This window comes from Candidatus Methylomirabilota bacterium (genome assembly GCA_035936835.1).
Lineage (GTDB): Bacteria > Methylomirabilota > Methylomirabilia > Rokubacteriales > CSP1-6 > AR37.
Window position 1 is genome coordinate 18,682 of sequence record DASYVT010000092.1, and the last position, 20,196, is coordinate 38,877.

19 protein-coding genes are annotated in these 20,196 nt (G+C 68.2%); 16 read left to right on the forward strand and 3 right to left on the reverse strand.

Annotated elements, in window-relative coordinates:
- Nucleotides 1–48 precede the first annotated feature (48 nt).
- From VGV06_07690 to VGV06_07700, 3 genes are read left to right on the forward strand one after another with little or no spacing between them, the layout of a single operon-like run.
- Nucleotides 49–771: a metal-dependent transcriptional regulator gene (locus VGV06_07690; protein HEV2055039.1), complete on the forward strand. Its 723-nt coding sequence runs from the start codon at nucleotides 49–51 to the stop codon at nucleotides 769–771.
- The gene (locus VGV06_07695) at nucleotides 772–1,527 is read left to right on the forward strand and encodes an N-acyl homoserine lactonase family protein (protein ID HEV2055040.1); all 756 of its coding nucleotides are present in this window, start codon (nucleotides 772–774) and stop codon (nucleotides 1,525–1,527) included.
- A gap of 14 nt (nucleotides 1,528–1,541) precedes the next feature.
- Nucleotides 1,542–2,732, forward strand: coding sequence for a CaiB/BaiF CoA-transferase family protein (locus tag VGV06_07700; protein ID HEV2055041.1), 1,191 nt, complete (start codon nucleotides 1,542–1,544; stop codon nucleotides 2,730–2,732).
- On the opposite strand, the gene VGV06_07705 is transcribed toward VGV06_07700, so the two are convergent.
- On the reverse strand, nucleotides 2,733–4,547 hold the full coding sequence (locus VGV06_07705) for an APC family permease (GenBank protein HEV2055042.1): 1,815 nt from the start codon (nucleotides 4,545–4,547) through the stop codon (nucleotides 2,733–2,735).
- Nucleotides 4,548–4,771: 224 nt separating this feature from the next.
- Between VGV06_07705 and VGV06_07710 the strand changes: the two genes are divergently transcribed.
- The 5 genes from VGV06_07710 to VGV06_07730 all read left to right on the forward strand — a co-directional run bounded on the left by VGV06_07710 (nucleotide 4,772) and on the right by VGV06_07730 (nucleotide 10,121).
- Nucleotides 4,772–5,170, forward strand: a complete 399-nt coding sequence (locus VGV06_07710) for a hypothetical protein (GenBank protein HEV2055043.1) — start codon at nucleotides 4,772–4,774, stop codon at nucleotides 5,168–5,170.
- Nucleotides 5,143–5,415: a potassium-transporting ATPase subunit C gene (locus VGV06_07715; GenBank protein ID HEV2055044.1), complete on the forward strand. Its 273-nt coding sequence runs from the start codon at nucleotides 5,143–5,145 to the stop codon at nucleotides 5,413–5,415. The genes VGV06_07710 and VGV06_07715 overlap by 28 nt, the downstream gene beginning before the upstream one ends.
- 26 nt (nucleotides 5,416–5,441) lie before the next feature.
- Nucleotides 5,442–6,674, forward strand: a complete 1,233-nt coding sequence (locus VGV06_07720; GenBank protein HEV2055045.1) for an outer membrane beta-barrel protein — start codon at nucleotides 5,442–5,444, stop codon at nucleotides 6,672–6,674.
- A 71-nt stretch (nucleotides 6,675–6,745) separates the two neighbouring features.
- Nucleotides 6,746–9,436, forward strand: coding sequence for a sensor histidine kinase KdpD (locus tag VGV06_07725; GenBank protein HEV2055046.1), 2,691 nt, complete (start codon nucleotides 6,746–6,748; stop codon nucleotides 9,434–9,436).
- Nucleotides 9,429–10,121, forward strand: coding sequence for a response regulator (locus tag VGV06_07730; protein HEV2055047.1), 693 nt, complete (start codon nucleotides 9,429–9,431; stop codon nucleotides 10,119–10,121). Before VGV06_07725 ends, VGV06_07730 begins: the two co-directional genes overlap by 8 nt.
- A gap of 27 nt (nucleotides 10,122–10,148) precedes the next feature.
- Here the strand turns inward: VGV06_07730 and VGV06_07735 are convergent, their stop codons facing one another.
- Complete coding sequence (locus tag VGV06_07735) at nucleotides 10,149–11,204, reverse strand: YncE family protein (GenBank protein HEV2055048.1); 1,056 nt, start codon at nucleotides 11,202–11,204, stop codon at nucleotides 10,149–10,151.
- A 169-nt stretch (nucleotides 11,205–11,373) separates the two neighbouring features.
- Complete coding sequence (locus VGV06_07740; GenBank protein ID HEV2055049.1) at nucleotides 11,374–12,183, reverse strand: creatininase family protein; 810 nt, start codon at nucleotides 12,181–12,183, stop codon at nucleotides 11,374–11,376.
- 112 nt (nucleotides 12,184–12,295) lie between these two features.
- Between VGV06_07740 and VGV06_07745 the strand changes: the two genes are divergently transcribed.
- From VGV06_07745 to VGV06_07780, 8 genes are all read left to right on the forward strand, one after another.
- Nucleotides 12,296–13,084, forward strand: coding sequence for a methyltransferase domain-containing protein (locus VGV06_07745; GenBank protein ID HEV2055050.1), 789 nt, complete (start codon nucleotides 12,296–12,298; stop codon nucleotides 13,082–13,084).
- A gap of 3 nt (nucleotides 13,085–13,087) precedes the next feature.
- On the forward strand, nucleotides 13,088–13,264 hold the full coding sequence (locus VGV06_07750; GenBank protein HEV2055051.1) for a hypothetical protein: 177 nt from the start codon (nucleotides 13,088–13,090) through the stop codon (nucleotides 13,262–13,264).
- On the forward strand, nucleotides 13,261–14,454 hold the full coding sequence (locus tag VGV06_07755) for a CoA transferase (GenBank protein ID HEV2055052.1): 1,194 nt from the start codon (nucleotides 13,261–13,263) through the stop codon (nucleotides 14,452–14,454). Before VGV06_07750 ends, VGV06_07755 begins: the two co-directional genes overlap by 4 nt.
- Before the next feature lie 42 nt (nucleotides 14,455–14,496).
- A complete protein-coding gene (locus VGV06_07760) occupies nucleotides 14,497–16,158 on the forward strand; it encodes an AMP-binding protein (GenBank protein HEV2055053.1) in 1,662 nt (553 codons plus the stop codon).
- Nucleotides 16,159–16,276: 118 nt separating this feature from the next.
- Nucleotides 16,277–17,293, forward strand: a complete 1,017-nt coding sequence (locus VGV06_07765; protein ID HEV2055054.1) for a TIGR03617 family F420-dependent LLM class oxidoreductase — start codon at nucleotides 16,277–16,279, stop codon at nucleotides 17,291–17,293.
- A gap of 9 nt (nucleotides 17,294–17,302) precedes the next feature.
- A complete protein-coding gene (locus VGV06_07770) occupies nucleotides 17,303–18,109 on the forward strand; it encodes an enoyl-CoA hydratase/isomerase family protein (GenBank protein ID HEV2055055.1) in 807 nt (268 codons plus the stop codon).
- 18 nt (nucleotides 18,110–18,127) lie between these two features.
- A complete protein-coding gene (gene ccrA, locus VGV06_07775) occupies nucleotides 18,128–19,366 on the forward strand; it encodes a crotonyl-CoA carboxylase/reductase (GenBank protein HEV2055056.1) in 1,239 nt (412 codons plus the stop codon).
- An 11-nt stretch (nucleotides 19,367–19,377) separates the two neighbouring features.
- Nucleotides 19,378–20,133, forward strand: coding sequence for a nitroreductase family protein (locus tag VGV06_07780; protein ID HEV2055057.1), 756 nt, complete (start codon nucleotides 19,378–19,380; stop codon nucleotides 20,131–20,133).
- Nucleotides 20,134–20,196 lie beyond the last annotated feature (63 nt).

The following is a 20,196-nucleotide window of genomic DNA, read 5'->3' on the forward strand; positions in this document are numbered from 1 at the left end:
AATAGCACGGACTTGCTCGCGCGAGAGCCCCGGGGGTATCCTCAAGGCGTGGAAACCACCCACGCCATCCAGGACTACCTGGGCGCCATCTACGATCTGGCCGGCAGCGACAAGCCGGTGATCGGCGCGCGACTCGCGCGGCACATGCACCTCTCGGCGCCCTCCATCACCGAGGCGCTCCGGCGCATGCAGCGCGAAGGCTACGTCAAGGTCGCGAGCAAGAAGGAGATCCGCCTCACCTCCAAGGGTCTCGACATGGCGCGCATCATGGCGCGGCGCCACCGCCTGCTCGAGCGCTGGCTGACCGATGTCCTCGGGCTCGACTGGTCGCGCGCCCACGACGAGGCGCACCGGCTCGAGCACGCGCTCTCCCCTGTCGTCGAGGAGCGCCTGGCCGAGATGCTCGGCATGCCCTCGACCTGCCCGCACGGCAACCCCATCCCGGGCATGCCCCAGCCCGAGGCGCACAACCCGATCCCGCTCTCGCAGGCGACGAAGGGCCAGGCGCTCGTGGTGGAGCGCATCACCGAGGAGGCCGAGGCCGACCGCCAGCTGCTCAACTTCCTGTGGGAGAGCGGCGTCCGGCCGGGCAGCCGGCTGACCGTGTCCGAGGTGGCGCCCTACGCCGGCACCATCTCCGTGCTGCTCGACGGGCGGACGGTCACGATGGGGCTCGCCGCCTCGCACAAGATCTGGGTCTACGACCCGCAGCAGCTCACGCCCCTCCGCAAGCCCGCGCGCGCCCGGGCGGCGCGCAAGACCGCCGGGTAGATGGCCGTCAAGGGGCTGTACGCGCTCCAGAACGGCTTCCTGGGGTTCGAGAAGACCGGCCTCTTCTTCGGCGAGCGATCGGCCGAGAAGGTCCGCATCCCCGTCTCCTGCTATCTCGTCCGCACGGGGGACACGACGATCCTCTTCGACACGGGCGTCTCCCCCCGCGCCGTGCCGGGGCTCCTGCGCACCGATCCCATGGCGGGCTTCACGGAGGCCGACCTCCTCGTCCACCGTCTGGATTCAATCGGGCTCGAGCCCAAGGACGTGGACCTGGTCGTGCTCTCGCACCTGCACTACGACCACGCCGGCGGCGCCTTCCTCTTCCAGAACTCGGAGCTGGCCGTCCAGCAGGACGAGTACGCGTACGCGAACTACCCCGCGGGCTTCTTCGCGGGCTTCTACTACAAGAAGAACTTCGACCTGCCCGGCTATCGCTGGCGGCTGCTCGACGGCGACGCGGAGATCGTGCCCGGCGTGACGGCGCTGCGGAGCGACGGCCACACGCCGGGGCACCAGTCCCTGCTGGTCGAGCTGCCGGAGACGGGCCCGGTGATCCTAGCGGGCGACTGCTGCTACTGGCAGGAATCGATCGACAAGGAGATTCCGCCCGGAGTCGTGTGGGATCCGACGCGGGCTATGCATTCGATCAAGCGGCTCAAGACGGTCGCCCGGCTCATGGGCGGCCGCATCTTCCCGAGCCACGACCCGGTGTTCTGGGCGTCCGCCGTCAAGGCGCCCGACGCCTACAGGTAGGCAAGGAGAGACCGATGGGAGTCCTCGACGGCATCAAGATCCTGGAACTCGCCCGCGTGCCGCCGGCCGAGCTGCCCGGCATGATGTTCGCGGACATGGGCGCCGACGTCCTCAAGATCGAGACGCCGTCCGAGACGCAGGAGGACCCCGACTGGCAGCGGCGCTCGGCCTTCGTCTACGTCAACCGCAATAAGCGCTCGCTGGCGCTCAACATGAAGGCGCCCGAGGGTCAGGCGCTCTTCAAGAAGCTCGCGGCGGGTGCTGACGTGGTCATCGAGGGATTCCGCCCGGGCGTGATGAAGCGGCTCGGCGCCGACTACGAGGCGATCCGCGCGATCAACCCGCGCATCGTCTACTGCTCCCTCTCGGGTTTCGGCCAGAACGGCCCCTACCGCGACTACCCGGCGCACGACATGAACTACCTCTCGCTGGCCGGCATCCTCGCGCTGATCGGCGAGCCCGACCGCAAGCCCGCGATCCCGCTCAACCTCGTCGCCGACTACGCGGGCGCGAGCATGCACGGCGCGCTCGGCGTCATGTACGCCCTCTTCGCCCGCGAGCGCACAGGCAAGGGCCAGCACGTGGACGTCTCCTATCTCGACACGTCGGTCGCGCTCCTGGCCGCCACGCCGAACATGCGCTTCTTCTTCAGCGACGGCCTGGCGCCCAAGCGCGGCGAGGGCTTCCTCGGCGGCTCGTATCCCTACTACGCGATCTACGAGACCAAGGACGGCAAGCTCCTCACCATCGGCTGCACCGAGCCCTGGCTGTGGGAGAACTTCTGCAAGGCGATAGGCCGCCCCGACTTCGTGCGCTTCGCGCGCAAGCACGACCAGTTCGTCCGCGCGGCCAACGCGGAGGAGGTCAAGGCGCGCGAAGAGATCGAGGCCATCATTCGCACGAAGAACCGCGACGAGTGGTACGAGCTCCTCGTCAAGGCCGACGTCTGCGTGGGCAAGGTCTACGACCCCGAGGAGATGGTCGCCGACCCGCAGGTGCAGGCCCGCGACATGGTCGTCGAGGTCAAGCACCCGACCCTCGGCACCATCAAGGAGTTCGGCATCCCCATCAAGCTGTCGGCGACGCCCGGCACCGTGCGCACCGCGGCGCCGCACGCCGGCGAGCACACCGAAGCCGTCCTGCACGAGCTTGGGCTGACCGCCGAGGACATCAAGGCGCTGCGGGAGAAGAAGATCGTTTCCTGATCAGCGTTTCAACAGGTACGGCACGTCGGCAACGACAATGTTCTTGTGAAACAGGAGCGCGCCCTTGACCAGCAGGGCCGTCTGGTTGTGCAGCGCGTGCTGCCACCACCTCCGAGGAAGGAACTCCGGCAGGACTATCGTCACGATCTGATCGTCGCCGCGCGATTGAATCTGGTCGATGTACTCCAGCAATGGGCGCAGGATCGACCGATAGGGCGACGTCAGGACCACGAGGGGCACGCCCAGTCCCCAGGCGGCCCATCTCTCCTCGACTCTCAGCGTGCGTGCCGGGTCTGTCTCCACGTAGACGGCCCGCACAGCGGCGTCCGGCGCCGCGAGGGTCCTCGCGTACTGTACAGCCCGTACGACGCCGCGATGGACGTCGCCGACGAGCACCAGCACCGTGTGCTGGAACTTCGGCGGGCCCTCGAGACCTTCGAGCGACAGCTCATCGGCCACTCCTTCGTAGTGGCGATGCATCACCACGAACACGAGGACCAGCAGCGGGACGACCACGACCACGATCCAGGCGCCCTCCTTGAACTTCGTCACCGCCAGGGTCAGGAGGACGATGCCGGTCACGACGGCTCCAACGCCGTTGACGCACATCCGCCAGCGCCACCCCTTCTCCCGGAGCCGCAGCCAGCGGCGCACCATGCCGCTCTGGGAGAGCGTGAAGGAGATGAACACGCCGATTGCGTAGAGCGGTAGGAGCGCGTGGGTATCGCCCCCGAAGATCACGAGCAGGGCGATGGCGAAGCCGCTCAGGATCATGATGCCGTTCGAGAACACGAGCCGGTCGCCCTGGCTGGCGAGCTGTCTCGGCATGAAACGATCGCGCGCGAGGATCGACGAGAGGCGCGGGAAATCGGCGTATGACGTGTTGGCCGCCAGGAGCAGGATGAGCATGGTCGCAACCTGGACCGCGTAGTACGGGGGCCCGGTCCCAAACACGCGCCGGGCGATCTTCGAGACGACCGTCTCATCACCTCCCAGAATGATCCCGAAGTCGAAGGCGAGGTACGTGATCCCGAGGAACATGGCGATCGAGACGATGCCGAGCCAGGTCAGGACGATCTGAGCGTTGCGCCCCTCGGGCGCCTTCAGGGCCTGCACGCCGTTGGAGACGGCCTCGACGCCCGTCAGCGCCGTGCAGCCGGCGGAATAGGCCCTCAGTACCAGGAACAGTCCGATGCCCTCGAGCCCGGGGGGATGAGGCTCGTAGCGCGCCTCGGGCAGCCAGCCGAACGCCGCGGCGATGAGACCGTAGCCGACCATGCCGAGAATGCTGACGACGAAGAAATAGGTCGGCGCGGCGAACAGCCGGCCGGATTCGCGGACTCCTCGCAGGTTCGCCAGTGCGATCATGACGATCGCCGCGACGCACAGGGCGATTCGATACGGATGGAGCGCGGGGAGCGCCGACGTCACCGCGTCGATGCCGGCCGCGACCGACACGGACACCGTCAGGACGTAATCGATCAGCAGGGCCGCCGCGGCCGTCAACGCGGGAGACCGGCCGAGGTTGTCCTTGGCGACCAGGTAAGCGCCGCCTCCCTGAGGGTAGGCGTGGACCGTCTGGCGGTACGAGACGACGACGATCGCCAGCAGGAGGGCAATGCCGAGCGCGATCGGCAGCGAGTAGCTGAGGGCTGCGCTGCCGGCCAGGATCAGCACCAGGAGAATCTCTTCGGTCGCGTACGCCACCGACGACAGCGGGTCGGAGGCGAACACCGCCAGCGCCACCGCCCTGCCCAGCCGCTCGTGCCGCGCCTGGGACAGTGGCATCGGCACGCCGACCAGCAGCCGTTTCACACCGTCAAGTCGCATATGTCACCGGGACTCTAGCGCAGATCGGTCTCGCCCGGACTCGATCGAGGATATTTTTACGGCCCTTTAACAGGCTGAGCCCGCCTTTTTGCACCGCCGTGAGCCATGGGCGTGCCACGCTTCGGCCAGGAGGACTGAACCATGGACTTGCTCTACCTCGGGCTGGTGCTCGCGTTCTTCGGCGCGTCGCGCTGAGACTGGCCTAGGCCATGTGCGCCACCCGGACGTCGTCCGGAAAGACTCTGGCCCCTCGCTGGGGACGGCTTTACCTCCTGGCCACGCTCGCGTTGGGGCTGTCCGGGGCAGCCGAGACTGCGCTCCAGGCCCGGCCGTGGCACACGGTCATGGAGTCCGTCGTGGTCGGGGCCATCTTCGGCACGATGGCCGCCTGGGTACGCGCGAACCGGGCCGCGCTCGATCAGGCCGACTGCTGCGACTGTGCCGCGGACCGCGTCACCGTGCGCGTGCTTCATTCACGCTCGGCGGCGCGGTATGTCATGCGCGACCCAGAGCCTGGACCGCTCCGACTCTACCTGACCGGCCTCGGCGGGATCGATACCGGCGAGAGGGAGACGGCGGAATGCTCGGCCACGTCAGACCGGCCTTAGTGTCGCTGCTGCTCCTCACGGCGGTGACGGATGTGGCGTACCCTGTCCTGGTGACCGTCATCGCCCAGGTCGTCTTCCCCCACCAGGCGAACGGCTCCCTCATCGTGCGGGGCGGCAAACGGCAGAGCTCGACGCTGAACGGGCGGCAGATGGTCGAACGCCATAGGGAGGGGCGCGTGCTCGGCTTCCTCGGCGAGGCGCGGGTCAACGTGCTTGAGCTCAACCTGGCGCTGGACGCCAAGTAGCCGCGGGATCGAGCGCGGGCACCTCGATGAAGCGCCTGCTCGGATTCGGTCTCTGCGCGACGGCATTGGTCGCTGCGCTGGCGGGTCCCACGTCGGCCCAGACCTCGCTCGCCGAGCTCCGCGGCAGGCAGGCCGCACCGGAGGGCCAGCCTAAGACCCTCCTCGAGGAGATGTTCCTCTACGGCTACGTCGAGAACAGCTATGTGGTGAATCTCGGGCGCGCGAGCCCTCACAATGTCAACGACCTGCGCTTCTACGACCACGACACCGACTACTCGTGGAACGCGCTCGAGCTGTCCTTCAAGAAGGACCCGTCCGAGCGCTATCCGTGGGGCTTCGGGGTCGTCGCGACGGCGGGCATGGACTCCCAGAAGAACCACTCGCTGGGCATCTTCCGGGATCTCGACGACGGGGCGCCGTACTACCGAAACACGGCCAAGTACGATCTGGTGGAGGCCTACGGCTCGGTGCTGCTGCCGCTCGGCCGGGGGCTGACCGTCAAGGCGGGAAAATGGGGGACCCCGATCGGCTACGAGGTCTACGAGAATCCGAAGAACCTCAACTTCTCCCGCGATTTCCTCTACACCCTCGGCACCCCGTACACCCACACGGGCCTTCTGGTCACCTATCCCTTCGCCACGTGGCTCTCCGCGACCCTCGGCTTCACCAACGGGTGGGACAACTCCGACAATCCCAACGGCTACCTCAAGGCCATCGGGCAGGTCGCCTTCACGCCGTCCGACAAATTCTCGATCACGACCGCCTTCCACGTCGGCCCCGAGCAGCTTCGCGCGCAGATGACCGGGCACGTCAACCAGCGCTGGATCGTGGACACGACCGTCCTCTACACAGGCATCGACAAGCTGACGCTCGCCGTCAACTTCGACTTCGCGGGGGAGCAGAATGACCCGGTCCTGGTCCTGCTCGGCACGCGCAAGCACAACGCGTCGTCCTGGAGCGGCGCCGCGGGATATGCCGCCTACGACTGGACCCGGGCCCTCCGTACCGTGCTCCGTCTCGAATACTTCGCCGATCCGCAGGGCGTGCGGAACGGCATCACCGCGCCCGGGCACAATGTTGACTACTACTCGATCACGCCGATTCTCGCGGTCAAGATCTGGCGGGGGCTCGTCGGCAGGCTCGAGTACCGCCACGACCAGGCGAGCCGTGGGTCCTTCAGCCTCCAGCACTTCGGCACGACGCCCACCTCCCGGGCGCAGGACACGATCACGCTCGCCGCGCACTACGCGTTCTTTTGAGGACCGGAACCGCGTGCCCGCCAGCATCTGACTAGGCTACACTTGATCCGAGAGTCCGGAGGAGAGCTAAGTTGGCTGAGCGGCGACCCGATCCCGATGCCTTGCTCGCGCGCGCGCTCGAGGAGGAGACGCGGGCCTCCCGGGGCCGCCTGAAGCTCTTCTTCGGCGCAGCCGCCGGCGTCGGGAAGACCTACGCCATGCTCGAGGCCGCGCGCGCGCAGCGCGCCAGCGGCGTCGATATCGTCGCAGGCTACATCGAGGCCCATGGGCGCTCCGAGACCGAGGCGCTTCTCGAGGGCCTCGAGATCCTCCCGCCGCGCCTCGTCGACTACCGGGGCTCGACGCTGCGCGAGCTGGACCTGGACACGGCCCTGGCGCGCCGTCCCACCCTGATCCTGGTCGACGAGCTGGCGCATACCAACGCAGCAGGCTCACGCCACGTCAAGCGATGGCAGGACGTGCTCGAGCTGCTCGGTGCCGGCATCAACGTCTACAGCACCGTCAACGTCCAGCACGTCGAGAGCCTCAACGACGTCGTCGCCAGGATCACCGGCGTGCCCGTGCGGGAGACGGTGCCGGACTCGGTCTTCGAGCAGGCCGACGAGGTCGAGCTGATCGACCTACCGCCCGACGACCTCCTGCAGCGCTTCAAGGAGGGCAAGGTCTACGTGCCCGCCCAGGCGGAGGACGCGATCCGGCACTTCTTCCGGAAAGGCAACCTGATCGCCCTTCGCGAGCTTGCGCTCCGCTGCACGGCGGAGCGGGTGGACGCGCAGATGCGCGTCTACATGCGCGAGCATGCCATCGAGTCGGTGTGGCCCGCCGTCGAGCGCCTGCTCGTGTGCGTCGGCCCGAGCCCGTCGTCGGCCCGGCTGGTCCGGGCCGCGAAGCGGATCGCCGAGCGGCACGGCGCGCAATGGATCGTCGCCTATGTCGAGACGCCCGCCCAGCTCCACCTCCCGCCGGAGGCCCGGGATCGCGTGGTGCAGATGCTGCGGCTGGCTGAGCGGCTCGGCGCGGAGACCATCACGCTCAGCGGAGAACGGATGAGCGAGGAGATCCTCGCCTTCGCGCACACCCGCAACGTCACTAAGATCATCGTGGGCAAGCCGACCCGCTCTCTGTGGAAGAGGATCCTCATCGGCTCCATCGTCGATGCGCTCGTCGAGGGCAGCGGCGGCATCGATGTCTACGTCATCACCGGCGAGTCCGACGACGCCGCGCCGGCCGCGCCCGCCCGCCGGCGGGCCATCCCGACGGGCTGGCGGGCCTACGGCGGCGCCACCGCCGTCGTTGGGGCCGCGACCGGCGTGGCCTGGCTGATGTTCCCGCTCTCCGAGCTGTCCAACGTCATCATGGCGTATCTCCTCGGGATTGTCGCCGTCGCCATGCGCCGCGGCCGCGGCCCGTCACTCCTGGCGTCTGTCCTCAGCGTCGCCGCGTTCGATTTCTTCTTCGTGCCGCCCTACTACACGTTCGCCGTCGCCGATGTCCGGTACCTCTTCACGTTCGCGGTCATGCTGGCCCTCGGCCTCGTGATCAGCGGCCTGACTGTCCGAATCCGGGCGCAGGCGTCGTCCGCGCGCCACCGCGAGCAGCGGACGGCGGCGCTCTACGCCATGAGCCGGGAGCTGGCCGGCACGCCGGGCGTCGACGCGCTCCTGAACATCGCGCTCCGCCACATGGGAGACGTCTTTCACGGCCGGATCGTCGCCCTGTTGCCGGACAACACAGGATGTCTGGTCCGGCGGGGCGAGTCCCCCAATCAGTTCGACCTGGACACCAACGAGCTGGCTGTCGCGCGCTGGGTCGTCGATCACCGCCAGTCGGCCGGACTCGGCACGGGGACGCTGCCGGGCGCATCGGCGCTCTACCTGCCCCTGGTCGCCTCGCGGGGAGCCGTGGGCGCGCTCGGAGTCCAGCCCGCCGACCAGCACGCGTTCGAAACTCCGGAGCAGCTCCACCAGCTCGAGACCTTCGCCAACCAGACCGCGCTTGCCATCGAGCGCGCGCTTCTCGTCGAGGAGGCCGAGGACGCGCGGGTGCGGATCGAGAACGAGCGGCTGCGAAGCTCCTTGCTCAGCTCCGTGTCGCATGACCTCCGGACGCCGCTCGCCACCATTACGGGCGCCGCCACGACGATTCTGGAGAGCGGAGCACACCTGGACCACCGGACCCAGCAGGAGCTGCTCGAGTCGGTCCGGGACGAGGCCGACCGACTGAACCGGCTCGTCCAGAACCTGCTGGAGATGACGCGGCTCGAGTCGGGCGCCCTCCAGCTTCGCCGCGACTGGCACCCGCTCGAGGAGGTGGTCGGCGCGGCGCTTGGACGGCTGGCGAAGAGTCTCGGCACCCGAAGGGTCACGGTGAACATCCCGCCGGACCTGCCGCTCGTAGCGATCGACGACGTGCTCATCGAACAAGTCTTCGTCAACCTTCTCGAGAACTCCATCAAATACACGCCGCCGGATAGCGCGATCCGCATCCTCGTGAGCGCGACCGACCAGAGCGTCACCGTGGAGGTCGCGGATCACGGCCCAGGGCTTCCGAAGGGGCACGAGGCGCGCGTGTTCGAGAAATTCTACCGCGCGGCGTCGGACGGCCGGCGAGGCGCCGGGCTCGGCCTGGCGATCTGCCGCGGCGTCGTCACCGCGCACGACGGACGCATCTGGGCGCACAATCTCCCCGAAGGCGGCGTCGCATTTCTCTTCACCCTGCCTCTCACCGATGCGCCGCCGGCCTCGCTCCCCCCCGATGCCTGATCCAGTCGTCGTCCTTGTCGAGGACGAGCCGCAGATCCGCCGCTTCCTCAGGGCCACGCTGACGGGACAGGGCTACCGCCTCTTCGAGGCGCCGACGGGCACCGACGGCATCATCGAAGTGGGCTCACGCCAGCCGGATGTCGTCATCATCGACCTGGGATTGCCGGACATGGACGGCATCGAAGTCATCCGCCGGCTGCGCGAGTGGACCGCCGTGCCGATCATCGTCCTGTCGGCGCGGGGCCAGGAGCGGGACAAGGTCACGGCGCTGGACGCGGGCGCCGATGACTACGTCAGCAAGCCCTTCGGTGCCAGTGAGCTTCTGGCGCGCATCCGGGTGTCCCTTCGGCACGCCGCCGGGGCCTCCCACGAGGCCGACGAGGCGGCGTTCCGAGTCGGCGAGCTGCACGTGGATCTGCTCCGTCGGCACGTGGCCGTTGGCGCCGCGGAGGTGCGCCTGACACCGACCGAATACAAGCTCCTCACGACCCTTATCCGCCACGCGGGAAAGGTCGTCACACACCAGCAGCTCCTCCGCGAAGTGTGGGGACCGACGCACACCGACCAGGCCCACTACGTGCGCATCTACATGGCCCACCTTCGTCACAAGCTCGAGGCCGAGCCGGCCCGTCCCCGTTATTTCCTGACAGAACCGGGTGTCGGCTATCGGCTGGCAGTCGACTGAGGCGCCTCAGCAGTGCGGGGCTTCCCGCTACCGCATGTTCCCGGTATGGCCGAGCGAGTAGCGACCCGGCTGGGGCCAGACCGTCAGGCCGTGGGGCTCCTTGCCGACGGCAATCTTCCGCACTTCGCCCGACGTGGTGTCGATCGCGTAGACGACATCGTCGTACCGGCCTGAGAGCCACAAGACCTTTCCGTCCGCGCTCACATTGCCCATGTCCGGGCTTCCCCCGCCGGGTATGGACCACGTGGCCACGATGTTCCGGGTGGCGAAGTCGACGACGGACACGCTCCCCTTCCCGTGCGGCTTGCCGCGGATATGGTTCGAGCCGCGGTTGGCGACGTAAAGCTTCGTGCCGTCGCGGCTGGGGTACAGCCCATGCGTGCCGATTCCGGTCGGGATGAAGCCGATCTCCTTGAAACTGTCGCCGTCTACCACAAAGACGCCGTCCGCCTTCATGTCGGCTACATAGAAGGTCTTCCCGTCCGGGGACACGCGGATGTCCTGCGGCATGCCGCCCCTCGAGAGCTTGAGATAGCCGAAGACCTTGCGCCCGACCAGGTCGATCTTCGCCAGGCTGCCCTGGAACTCGCAGGTGAAGATGACGAAGTGGCCGTCGATGGAGAAATCCGCGTGGTTGATCCCGCCGCACTGCGGCACCGGGAGCGAGGCCTGCAGGGCCATGGTATGGGGATCGCGGAAGTCGAGCCGCTTGAGCGCCTCCGCGACCACGATGGCCGAGCGCCCGTCGGGCGAGAAGTACATGTTGTAGGGGTCGTCGACGGCGATCGACTTGCCCGGCTTGCCGGTCGCCGGGTCGATCGGCGTCAGGCTCCCGTCGGTGCGCCCTTCGGCGTTGTTGGTGACCCAGAGCGTCTTGAGGTCATACGACGGCACGATGTGCTGCGGGTTGATGCCCACCCGGAACCGGTCGACCACCTTGAGCGTCGCCGGATCGATCACGTAGACGTCATTGGATTTGAGATTCGGGACATAGACTCGCGGCAGCGCGTTCGAGACGGCGGCGCTCAGCTTCTCCGGCCGCGTCTCGCTGTAGAGGTTCTTGCGATCGGCCACCGGGGGCATGCCGGGAATCGTCTCGATGGGACGGGTGCCCTGCTGAGCGGCGGCGGGAAAAACCGAAAGACCTACCGCTACCGCCAGTCCGAGTGTGAGACCCGCACGCGCGACGGCACGACGTCGAGCGCGATTCGCAATCCGCACGGAAGCCTCCCGGGAATGAGGTTGTGCCACGTCAGCGACGGGCGATCGACTTCCTGACAGCGTCTGCCGTCCTGGTCACGATCATCTCGACGCCGAGCTGGCCCAATTCGGCGTTGGCCCGGGTGGGATCGCCCGACACCCCGCTCGCCTCCTGCGGCCCGGGAGCCGGCCGCAGGCGATCCGAGCGCACCATGCGCGGATCGACGGCCAGCATCAAGGATGTATCGGCGAGCCCGGCGTGGCTGCCCACCTCATCCTCCCGGTAGCCGCGCGCCCTGAGCAGGCGCGGAAACTCCACGTCGGCCGCCCGGTAGTATTCCTCGATCGAGTGGACCCGGACGGAGGTCGCGGCCCACTCTCGATTCAGCCGGCCGGCGACTGTCTTCTGGTCCGCCTGGGTGCCTCCGTGGTCGCCAAGGAAGACGATGTCACGGAAGCCGTGGGCCTTGAAGCTCCGCGCCGCGTACTCGAGGACCTTCCGGAAGGTCTCGTCCGGAATGGTCACCGTGCCGGGGAACCGCATGTGTCCCGTGGCAGGGCTGAGGCCTCCCTCCGGGACATACCCGATGACCGGCGCCACGAGCGTGCTGCCGAGCGCGCGCGCGATCTTCTCCGACAGAACCTTCACCCGCGCGTTGTGCTTGCCGAGCGTCATGTGGGGGCCGTTCTGCTCCGTGCCGCCGACGGGCACGATGATCGTCGTGCTCTTGGCCCCGATCAGGTCACGGAGTTCCGTCCAGGTCAATTCATCGAGGAGCACGGTATCAGGCGTCTGGGCGCACACGGGACCCGCGCAGATCAGCACCAGGCACACGGCCGCCGCCAGCGCTTTCGATCTCATCGCCACAGCCTAGGTTCGCCCTCGCGTCAAGTCAAGCAACGCCGGGTAGCAACGCCGGGTAGCAACGCCGGGTAGCCTTGACTGGGCCCGGCCCGGCTGTTAGCGTGCCCGCGTGACGACTTTCAGCGCTCCCCTGCTCGAGCGGACCTATTCCACGGCCGATGTGGTGGAGCAGCGCGCCCGCATCCGGGCCAAGGTGGTGCCCACGCGCGGCGAGCACGGGCTCGACATCGGCTGCGGCCCCGGCCTCCTGGCCTGCGAGCTGGCGCGCGACATCGGCCCAACGGGCCGGATGGCCGGCATCGACACCAGCCCCGACATGGTCACCATGTCGGGCGAGCGCGCGCGCCGCTCGGCGCTGGCCGGGCGCACGGAGTTCGCCGTCGGCGACGCGGTGGAGCTCCACTTCCCCGCGCAGAACTTCGACTTCGTGACCGCGGTCCAGGTCTACGAGCACGTCGCCGACCTGCCGCGGGCTCTCAGCGAGGCGTACCGCGTGCTGAGACCGGGTGGGCGCCTCATCGTGATGGACAGCGACTGGGACTCATGCGTCTGGCAAGCGGATGACGGCGACCGGCACGCACGCGTGCTGCGGGCGTGGGAGGCGCAGTTCGTCCACCCGCACCTGCCCGCGCTGCTGCCGCGGCTCCTGGGCCAGGCCGGCTTCGCGTTCAAGAGCCTCTCCGTGGTGCCGATGGTCAACCTCCACTCGGACGACACGACCTATAGCGGCAGTCTGATCGACGTGGTCGCGCGCTTCGTGAGCCGCACATCGGGCATTCCCGAGGACGTGGCGCAGGCCTGGGCGGACGATGTCCGAGGGCAGGATCTCCACGGGCGCTATTTCTTCAGCCTCTCGCGCTTTCTCTTCCTGGCCGAGCGGCCGATGACGGGAGGCTAGGCGGTGCGCATCGAAGTGGACCTGGTCCAGGAGGAGGGCGGCCTCTTTCGCGCCACGGCCGTCGCCTACCCGCGCGTCACCGTTACCGGGCGCATTGAGAAGGAGGCGCTTGGCCTGCTCGTCCAGGCGATGGAGAAACACATGAAGGAGGAGGCCCGGAAGGCCGCTTCCGGCTCATGAGCGATCGCGGTGGGGCGCTAGGCGATCTGCGCGTCGTGGACTGCTCGCGCCTCATCGCCGGCGGTGTGCTGGCCACGATGCTGGCCGACCTCGGCGCGGACGTCATCAAGGTCGAGAACCCCAAGGGCGGCGACCCGCTGCGCACCTGGTCCAAGTCGCTCGGCGAGCTGTGGTGGAAGGTCTACGCGCGCGGGAAGCGCGCGATCACGCTCAACCTGACCAAGCCCGAAGGCCAGGCCCTCCTCCGCCGCCTCGTCACAACCGCCGACGTCTTGATCGAGAACTACGTCCCCGGCACGTTCGAGAAGTGGGGGCTCGGCTGGGACGCGCTCTCGAAGGAGAACCCGCGCCTCGTCATGGTGCGCGTCTCCGGCTGGGGACAGGACGGCCCCTACCGCGACCGGCCGGGCTTCGGCACCATGGTCGAGGCCATGTCGGGCTTCGCCGCGACGACGGGCCCCGCGGAGTCGCCCACCCTGCCCTCCTTCCCCATGGCCGACATGGTCGCCGCGCAGGCGGGCGCCGTCGCGGTGCTCGCGGCGCTCCGCCACCGCGACCGCGTCTCGGGACGCGGGCAGATGATCGACGTGCCGCTCTACGAGCCGCTGCTGGCCATCCTCGGCCCGAACGCGCTCGAGTACCGCGCGCATGGAATCGTCCGCGAGCGCATCGGCAACCGCTCCCACAACGCGAGCCCGCGCGGCACGTACAAGACGCGGGAAGGGAAATGGGTCGCGCTCTCCGCCTCGACTCCCGCCTCGGCGGACGCCATGTTCAAGGCGCTCGGCATCGGGCACCTCCTGGCGGACCCGCGCTTCGCCACCAACGACGCGCGCATCGCCAACGGCGAAGCCGTCGACCAGGCGATCGCCGAGGCCATCGGCAGGCGCTCGCGCGAAGAAATCGTCCGGCTCTTCGAGACCGAGGGCCTGACCGCGGCGCCCGTCTACGACATCGCCGACATCATGGAAGACCCGCACTTCAAGGCGCGGCGCACCTTCGTGGAGCTGCCCGACCCGGAGCTCGGCACAGTCACCATGAGCGCGCCCACGCCGCGCCTGTCCGAGACGCCGGGCTCCATCCGCTGGGCGGGCCCGGCGCTGGGCGCCCACAACCGCGAGGTCTTTGCTCACGAGCTGGGCCTCTCCGACCACGAGATCGAGAAGCTGAAGGCCAACGGAATCATCTGACGTCGAGCCCGTATGGCGAGCCGGAGTGCTAGCATGAGGCCCATGCGGCCGAAGGCAGGCCCCAATCCCTTTCTCGACGCGACGGCGGGCCAGATGCTGGCGCGCGTCGCCGCCCGTTTCCCAGACCGCGAGGCCATCGTCGCGGCAGACCGGCGCATCACGTACAAGGACTTTCTGCGCGAGAGCGAGCGCGTCGCGCGCGGGCTACTCGCGCTCGGCATCGCGAAGGACGACAAGGTCGCCCTGTGGCTGCCCAACCGCCCGGCCTGGCTCGCCGTCCAGCAGGCCTGCGCGATGATCGGGGCCGTCGCGGTCGCGCTCAACACGCGGTACAAGGCGCACGAGCTCGCGTACATCCTCGGCCAGTCGGATGCGACGACGCTGATCCTGGCTGATCACCTCGGGCCGGTAGATTTCCTCGAGACGCTGAACGAAGTGCTGCCGGGCCTGCGCAACGGCGAGCCGGGCGAGCTCGCGCTGCCCGAATTCCCGAAGCTCACGCGCGTGATCGTTGACGCTGAGGATCCCTACCCAGGCTGTCTGCGCCTCAGCGACGTCGTCGAGGCAGGTGACGAGCCCGAGTGGCAGGCCGCACTCGAGCGGACGCGCGCGAACGTGACACCGGACGACCCGTGGACCATTCTCTACACCTCGGGCACGACATCGTTCCCGAAGGGCGCGGTCATCAGCCACCGGAACGCGGTGCCTCACGGCTGGTACGCGGGCGAGGCGCTCCGCGTTACGGAAGGCGACCGCGTGCTCCACGCGCTCCCGATGACGGGCACCTGGGGCGGTCTCTGCATCCCCCTCTCGACCTTCTCCCACGGCGCCTGCCTCGTGGTCATGGAGAGCTTCGACGCGGGCGTCGTGCTCCACCTCATCGAGCGCGAGGGCATCACGATCTGGAACGCCGTCGACGCCATGGCTATCGCAGTGCTGGACCACCCGGACCTGGCGCGCCGCAAGCACTCGACGCTCCGCACGGGCGGCTTCGGCATGACGGGCGGCGGGCGCGACGGGCTCTTCGAGGACATCGTTCGCACACTCGGGGTGCCGCAGGCCTACGAGCCCTACGGCATGACGGAGCTGAACGCGCTCTCCATGCTCCACGACCTCGACGAGAGCGACGTATCCCGCGCGCTGCCCGGCGTCTGGCCCGCCGACGGGCTCGAGGTGCGCGTCGTGGATCCCGAGACGGGCGATGACATGCCCGTTGACCGCGAGGGCGAGCTCTGGTTCCGCGGTCGGCTCGTCACGCGCGGCTACTACAAAAAGCCCGAGGAGACAGCCAAGGCCTTCACCGCCGACGGCTGGTTCAAGTCAGGCGACCTCGCGGTGCGCGACGCCGAGGGGCGCACCGTCTTCAAGGGGCGCCTGCGCGAGGTGCTGCGAATCAGCCACTTCATGGTGGCGCCGGCGGAGATCGAGGCGTTCATCATGACGCACCCGACGGTGTCACAGGCCTTCGTGATCGGCGTGCCCGACCCGAAGCTCAACGAAGCCGCCGTCGCCTACATCATCCCCAAGCCCGGCGAGCTCCTGACCGAAGCCGACATCATCGCCCACTGCAAGGGCAAGATCGCCTCCTACAAAATCCCCCGCCACGTCCGCATCGTCGCCGACGTCCCCCGCACCCCAGGCCCCCACGGCGACAAAGTCCAAAAAACGAAGCTCCGCGAAATCTTCCTCGCCGAGCAGAAGTAGGCCCCTCACCCTACCCTCTCCCCAGAGGGGAGAGGGGTCGAGAAGGGTTGAAGCACACGAAGCGCTCGCGTATGCTTCGGGGGCACCGCAGCCCAGCGCCGAGACAAGGAGACCCACCGTGAAGCTCGACATCGGCATGCTCACCCACGACCTCAAGACCCTCCCCGACTACGCCCGCAAGGTCGAAGCCATGGGCTACGACTGCCTCTGGTCGGCGGAGACCCAGCACGACCCCTTCCTGCCGCTGGCCGTCGCCGCCACCGTCACCTCCACGATCACGCTCGGCACCAACATCGCCACAGTCTTCTCGCGCAGTCCCATGATCACGGCCATGATCGCCTGGGACCTCCAGAAGGCCTCGGGCGGCCGCTTCATGCTTGGGCTCGGCAGCCAGGTCAAAGCGCACAACGAGCGGCGCTTCTCCGTCAAGTTCGAATCCCCCGGGCCCAAGATGGCCGAGGCCGTCCGCGCCATCCGGGCCATCTGGGACTGCTGGCAGAACGGCACGAAGTTAGCTTTCAAGGGCCAGTTCTACACCTTCGACGTGATGACGCCCTTCTTCAACCCGGGCCCCATCGAGCACCCGAAAATCCCGATCATGATCGCCGCGGTCAACGCCTACATGTGCGGCGTGGCAGGCGAGTTCTGCGACGGCATGCACGTGCATCCGTTCAACAGCCCCAAGTATCTGCGGGAGGTCGTGCACCCCACGGTTGAAGCGGGCCTGAAGAAGTCCGGGCGCGCGCGGAAGGACTTCACCTACGCGACCGCCACCTTCGTCGTCGTTGGCGACAATTCGAGCGAACGGAACGAACAGGCCCAGATGGTCAAGCAGCAGATCGCCTTCTACGCGTCTACGCGCACCTATCAGCCGGTCCTCGATGTCCACGGCTGGGGCGGCCTGACGGCGCAGCTACACAAGAAGAGCGTCGAGGGGGACTGGAAGGGCATGGCCGAGCTCATCACCGACGAAATGCTGGACACCTATGCGGTGACGGCGACCTACGACAACCTCCACGACAAGATCATGGAGCGCTACAAGGGACTGCTCGACCGCACGTCTCTCTACCAGCCCTACCAGCCCAACGTCGGTGACCCGCGGCTTCCCGCGCTGGTCAAGCAGTTCAACGGTTAGGCGCGCGCGATGACGAGCAAGGTGCAGGTTGAGATCAAGGCGCCCGTCGCCACCATCACGCTGAACAAGCCGGAGCGGCTGAACGCGCTCGACATCGAGGTCTGGGAGGGCATACGCGACGCGGCCGAAGCGGTCGACGGGGCGGCGGGCGTGCGCGCCGTCATCCTCCAGGGCGCGGGCGGGGCTTTCTGCGCGGGGCTCGACGTCAAGGCGGGCTCGACGCTCGGCGCGGTCTACGAGGCGCCGCCGGCCGTCGCCATGCAGCAGATCCGCGCACACATCGAGCACCTCCAGGAGTGCTTCACGCGCCTCGAGCGCGTCCGCGTGCCCGTGATCGCCGCCATAGAGCGCGTCTGCATGGGCGCGGGCATGGAGCTTGCGCTCTGCTGCGACATCCGGATCGCCGCCGAGGGCACGCTGTTCTCCATCCCTGAAGTCCAGCTCGGCATCATCCCCGACATGGGCGGCACCCAGCGGCTGCCGCGCACGATCGGCGTCGGCATGGCCAAGGAGCTGATCTACTCCGCCCGGCGCTTCGACGCGGCCGAGGCGCTCAGGATCGGCTTCGTGAACCACGTCTACCCGGCCGGGGAGATCGGGACGCGGGCGGCGGAGCTGGCCGCGGAGATCGCGGCCAACGGGCCGCTGGCGGTGCAGGCGGCCAAGCAGTCCATTGACGGAACCTACTGGCGCGAGCGCGAGGCCTGGCTTCTCTGGGAAGCCGAGCGGGCCGTCGGCCCCCTGCTGTCCGAGGACCGCAAGGCAGGCATGCGGGCCGCGGCAGAGCGCAAGCGCGCCGATTTCCAAGGCAAGTAAGCCCAACCGGAGGCCTTCATGGCTGATCTTTTCGACCTGGGCGTCAAGCCGCCGCTCGGCCTAGTGCCGGCGCGGATGCACGCGTACCTCGTCCGGCAGAACCGCTTCGGCCAGCCGCGGGAGGCCTGGAAGCGCGAGGTCATTCCCACGCCCACGATCGGCCCCGACGAGGTGCTGATCTACGTGATGGCCTCCGGCATCAACTTCAACAACGTCTGGGCCGCCCTCGGCCAGCCGCTCGACGTCATTGCCGAGCGACAGAAGCTGGGCGAGCCCGAGGACTTCCACGCGGGCGGCAGCGACTGCTCGGGCATCGTCTGGGCCGTGGGTAAAGCTGTGAAGAGCGTCAAGGTCGGCGACGAGGTCATCGTTCACAGCGGCTGGTGGCGTCCCGACGACCCGTGGGTGCTGTCCGGCAAGGACCCGATGCTGGCCGAGAGCACGCGCATCTGGGGCTACCAGACCAACTACGGCAGCTACTGCCAGTTCGCGCGCGCCCAGGCGCATCAATGCGTCCCGAAGCCGAAACGCCTCAGCTGGGAAGCCGCGGGCTGCTTCCTCCTCTGCGCCTCGACGGCGTACCGGATGCTCATGGGCTGGGAGCCTCACACCGTGGAGCGCGGCGACGTGGTGCTGGTCTGGGGAGCGACGGGCGGGCTCGGCAGCATGGCGCTCGAGATCACGCGGGCCCAGGGCGGGCGGGCCGTCGCCGTCGTCTCCGACGAAGCGAAGCGCAAGTTCTGCGCTGAGCACGGCGCCGCCGGCGTCATCAACCGGACGCAGTTCGACCACTGGGGGCCCATGCCCGACACGAAGGACGCCAAGGCCTACGGCACGTGGGCCAAGGGCGCGCGCGCCTTCGGCAAGGCCATCTGGGACGCGCTCGGGGAGAAGGTGAGCCCGCGCATCGTCTTCGAGCATCCGGGCGAGGCGACGCTGCCGACTTCCGAATTCGTCTGCGCCACGGGCGGCATGATCGTGATCTGCGCCGGCACCACCGGTTACAACGTCACGCTCGACCTGCGCTATCACTGGATGCGGCAGAAGCGCTTCCAGGGCAGCCATCTCTCGAACGACCAGCAGGCCGCGGCCGTCACCAGGCTCGTTGCGGAGGGCAAGGTGGATCCGTGTCTCTCGCAGACCTACGTCTTCGACGACATCGCCCTTTGCCACCAGCTCATGCTCGAGAACAAGCACCCGTACGGCAACATGGGCGTGCTGGTCAACGCGCCCGGGCCCGGGCTCGGCGCCTCCTAGGAGGGAGCTCCATGCCGGCGGATACCGCGACGGCGCAGTTCAACAACGTGGCGCGCTACGAGGCGCTGATGGACGTGGCGCGCAACCGGATGACCAACCGCGCCTTCGCGCCCTGGGACATCCCGCGCGAGCACTTCGAGATGATCCTGGAGGCCGCGCGGCATGCGCCCTCTGGCGCCAACGCCCAGCCGTGGCACTACATCGTCGTGACGGATGCCGACGTCAAGCAGACGATCGGCCAGTGCTTCGTGGACGAGCAGCAGCACCGGGCCAAGCTCCGCATGGGCTTCCCCACGCCGAACTACAACGGCGTGAAGACCGCGCCCGGTCTCATCGTCATCGTGGCCGACTTCCGCTTCATCAAGGCGTTTCCGGTGCTGAACGACGGCTCGGAGCTCGACCGCCTCTACAAGCAGAACGCCGAGCGCATCCTGCTTCAGTCGGTGGCGGCCTCGACGATGTCCGCCCACCTGGCCGCCGCGGCGCTGGGCTACGCCGTGTGGTGGATCACGGCCATCGGGCAGGAGGACATCCAGAGCCGGATCAAGCCGCTCCTGGGCGTGCCCGACGAGCTCGCCGTCATCGACGTCATGTGCTTCGGCCCGCCGCTCAAGCCCTCCTACAAGCGCTGGAAGAAACGCCTCGACCAGATCATGAGCTGGGACCGCTTCAACCCGGAGCACTCCATGACCGACGCCCAGATCGACGAGTGGGTCAAGACCACCCGCCACAAGGTCATGTACAAGGACGAGTCGAAGATCGACTGACGCTCGCCAGGTCCACGATCTCCATGATCATGGGCCGACTTTCAACATGCCGGTCGGCGCAAG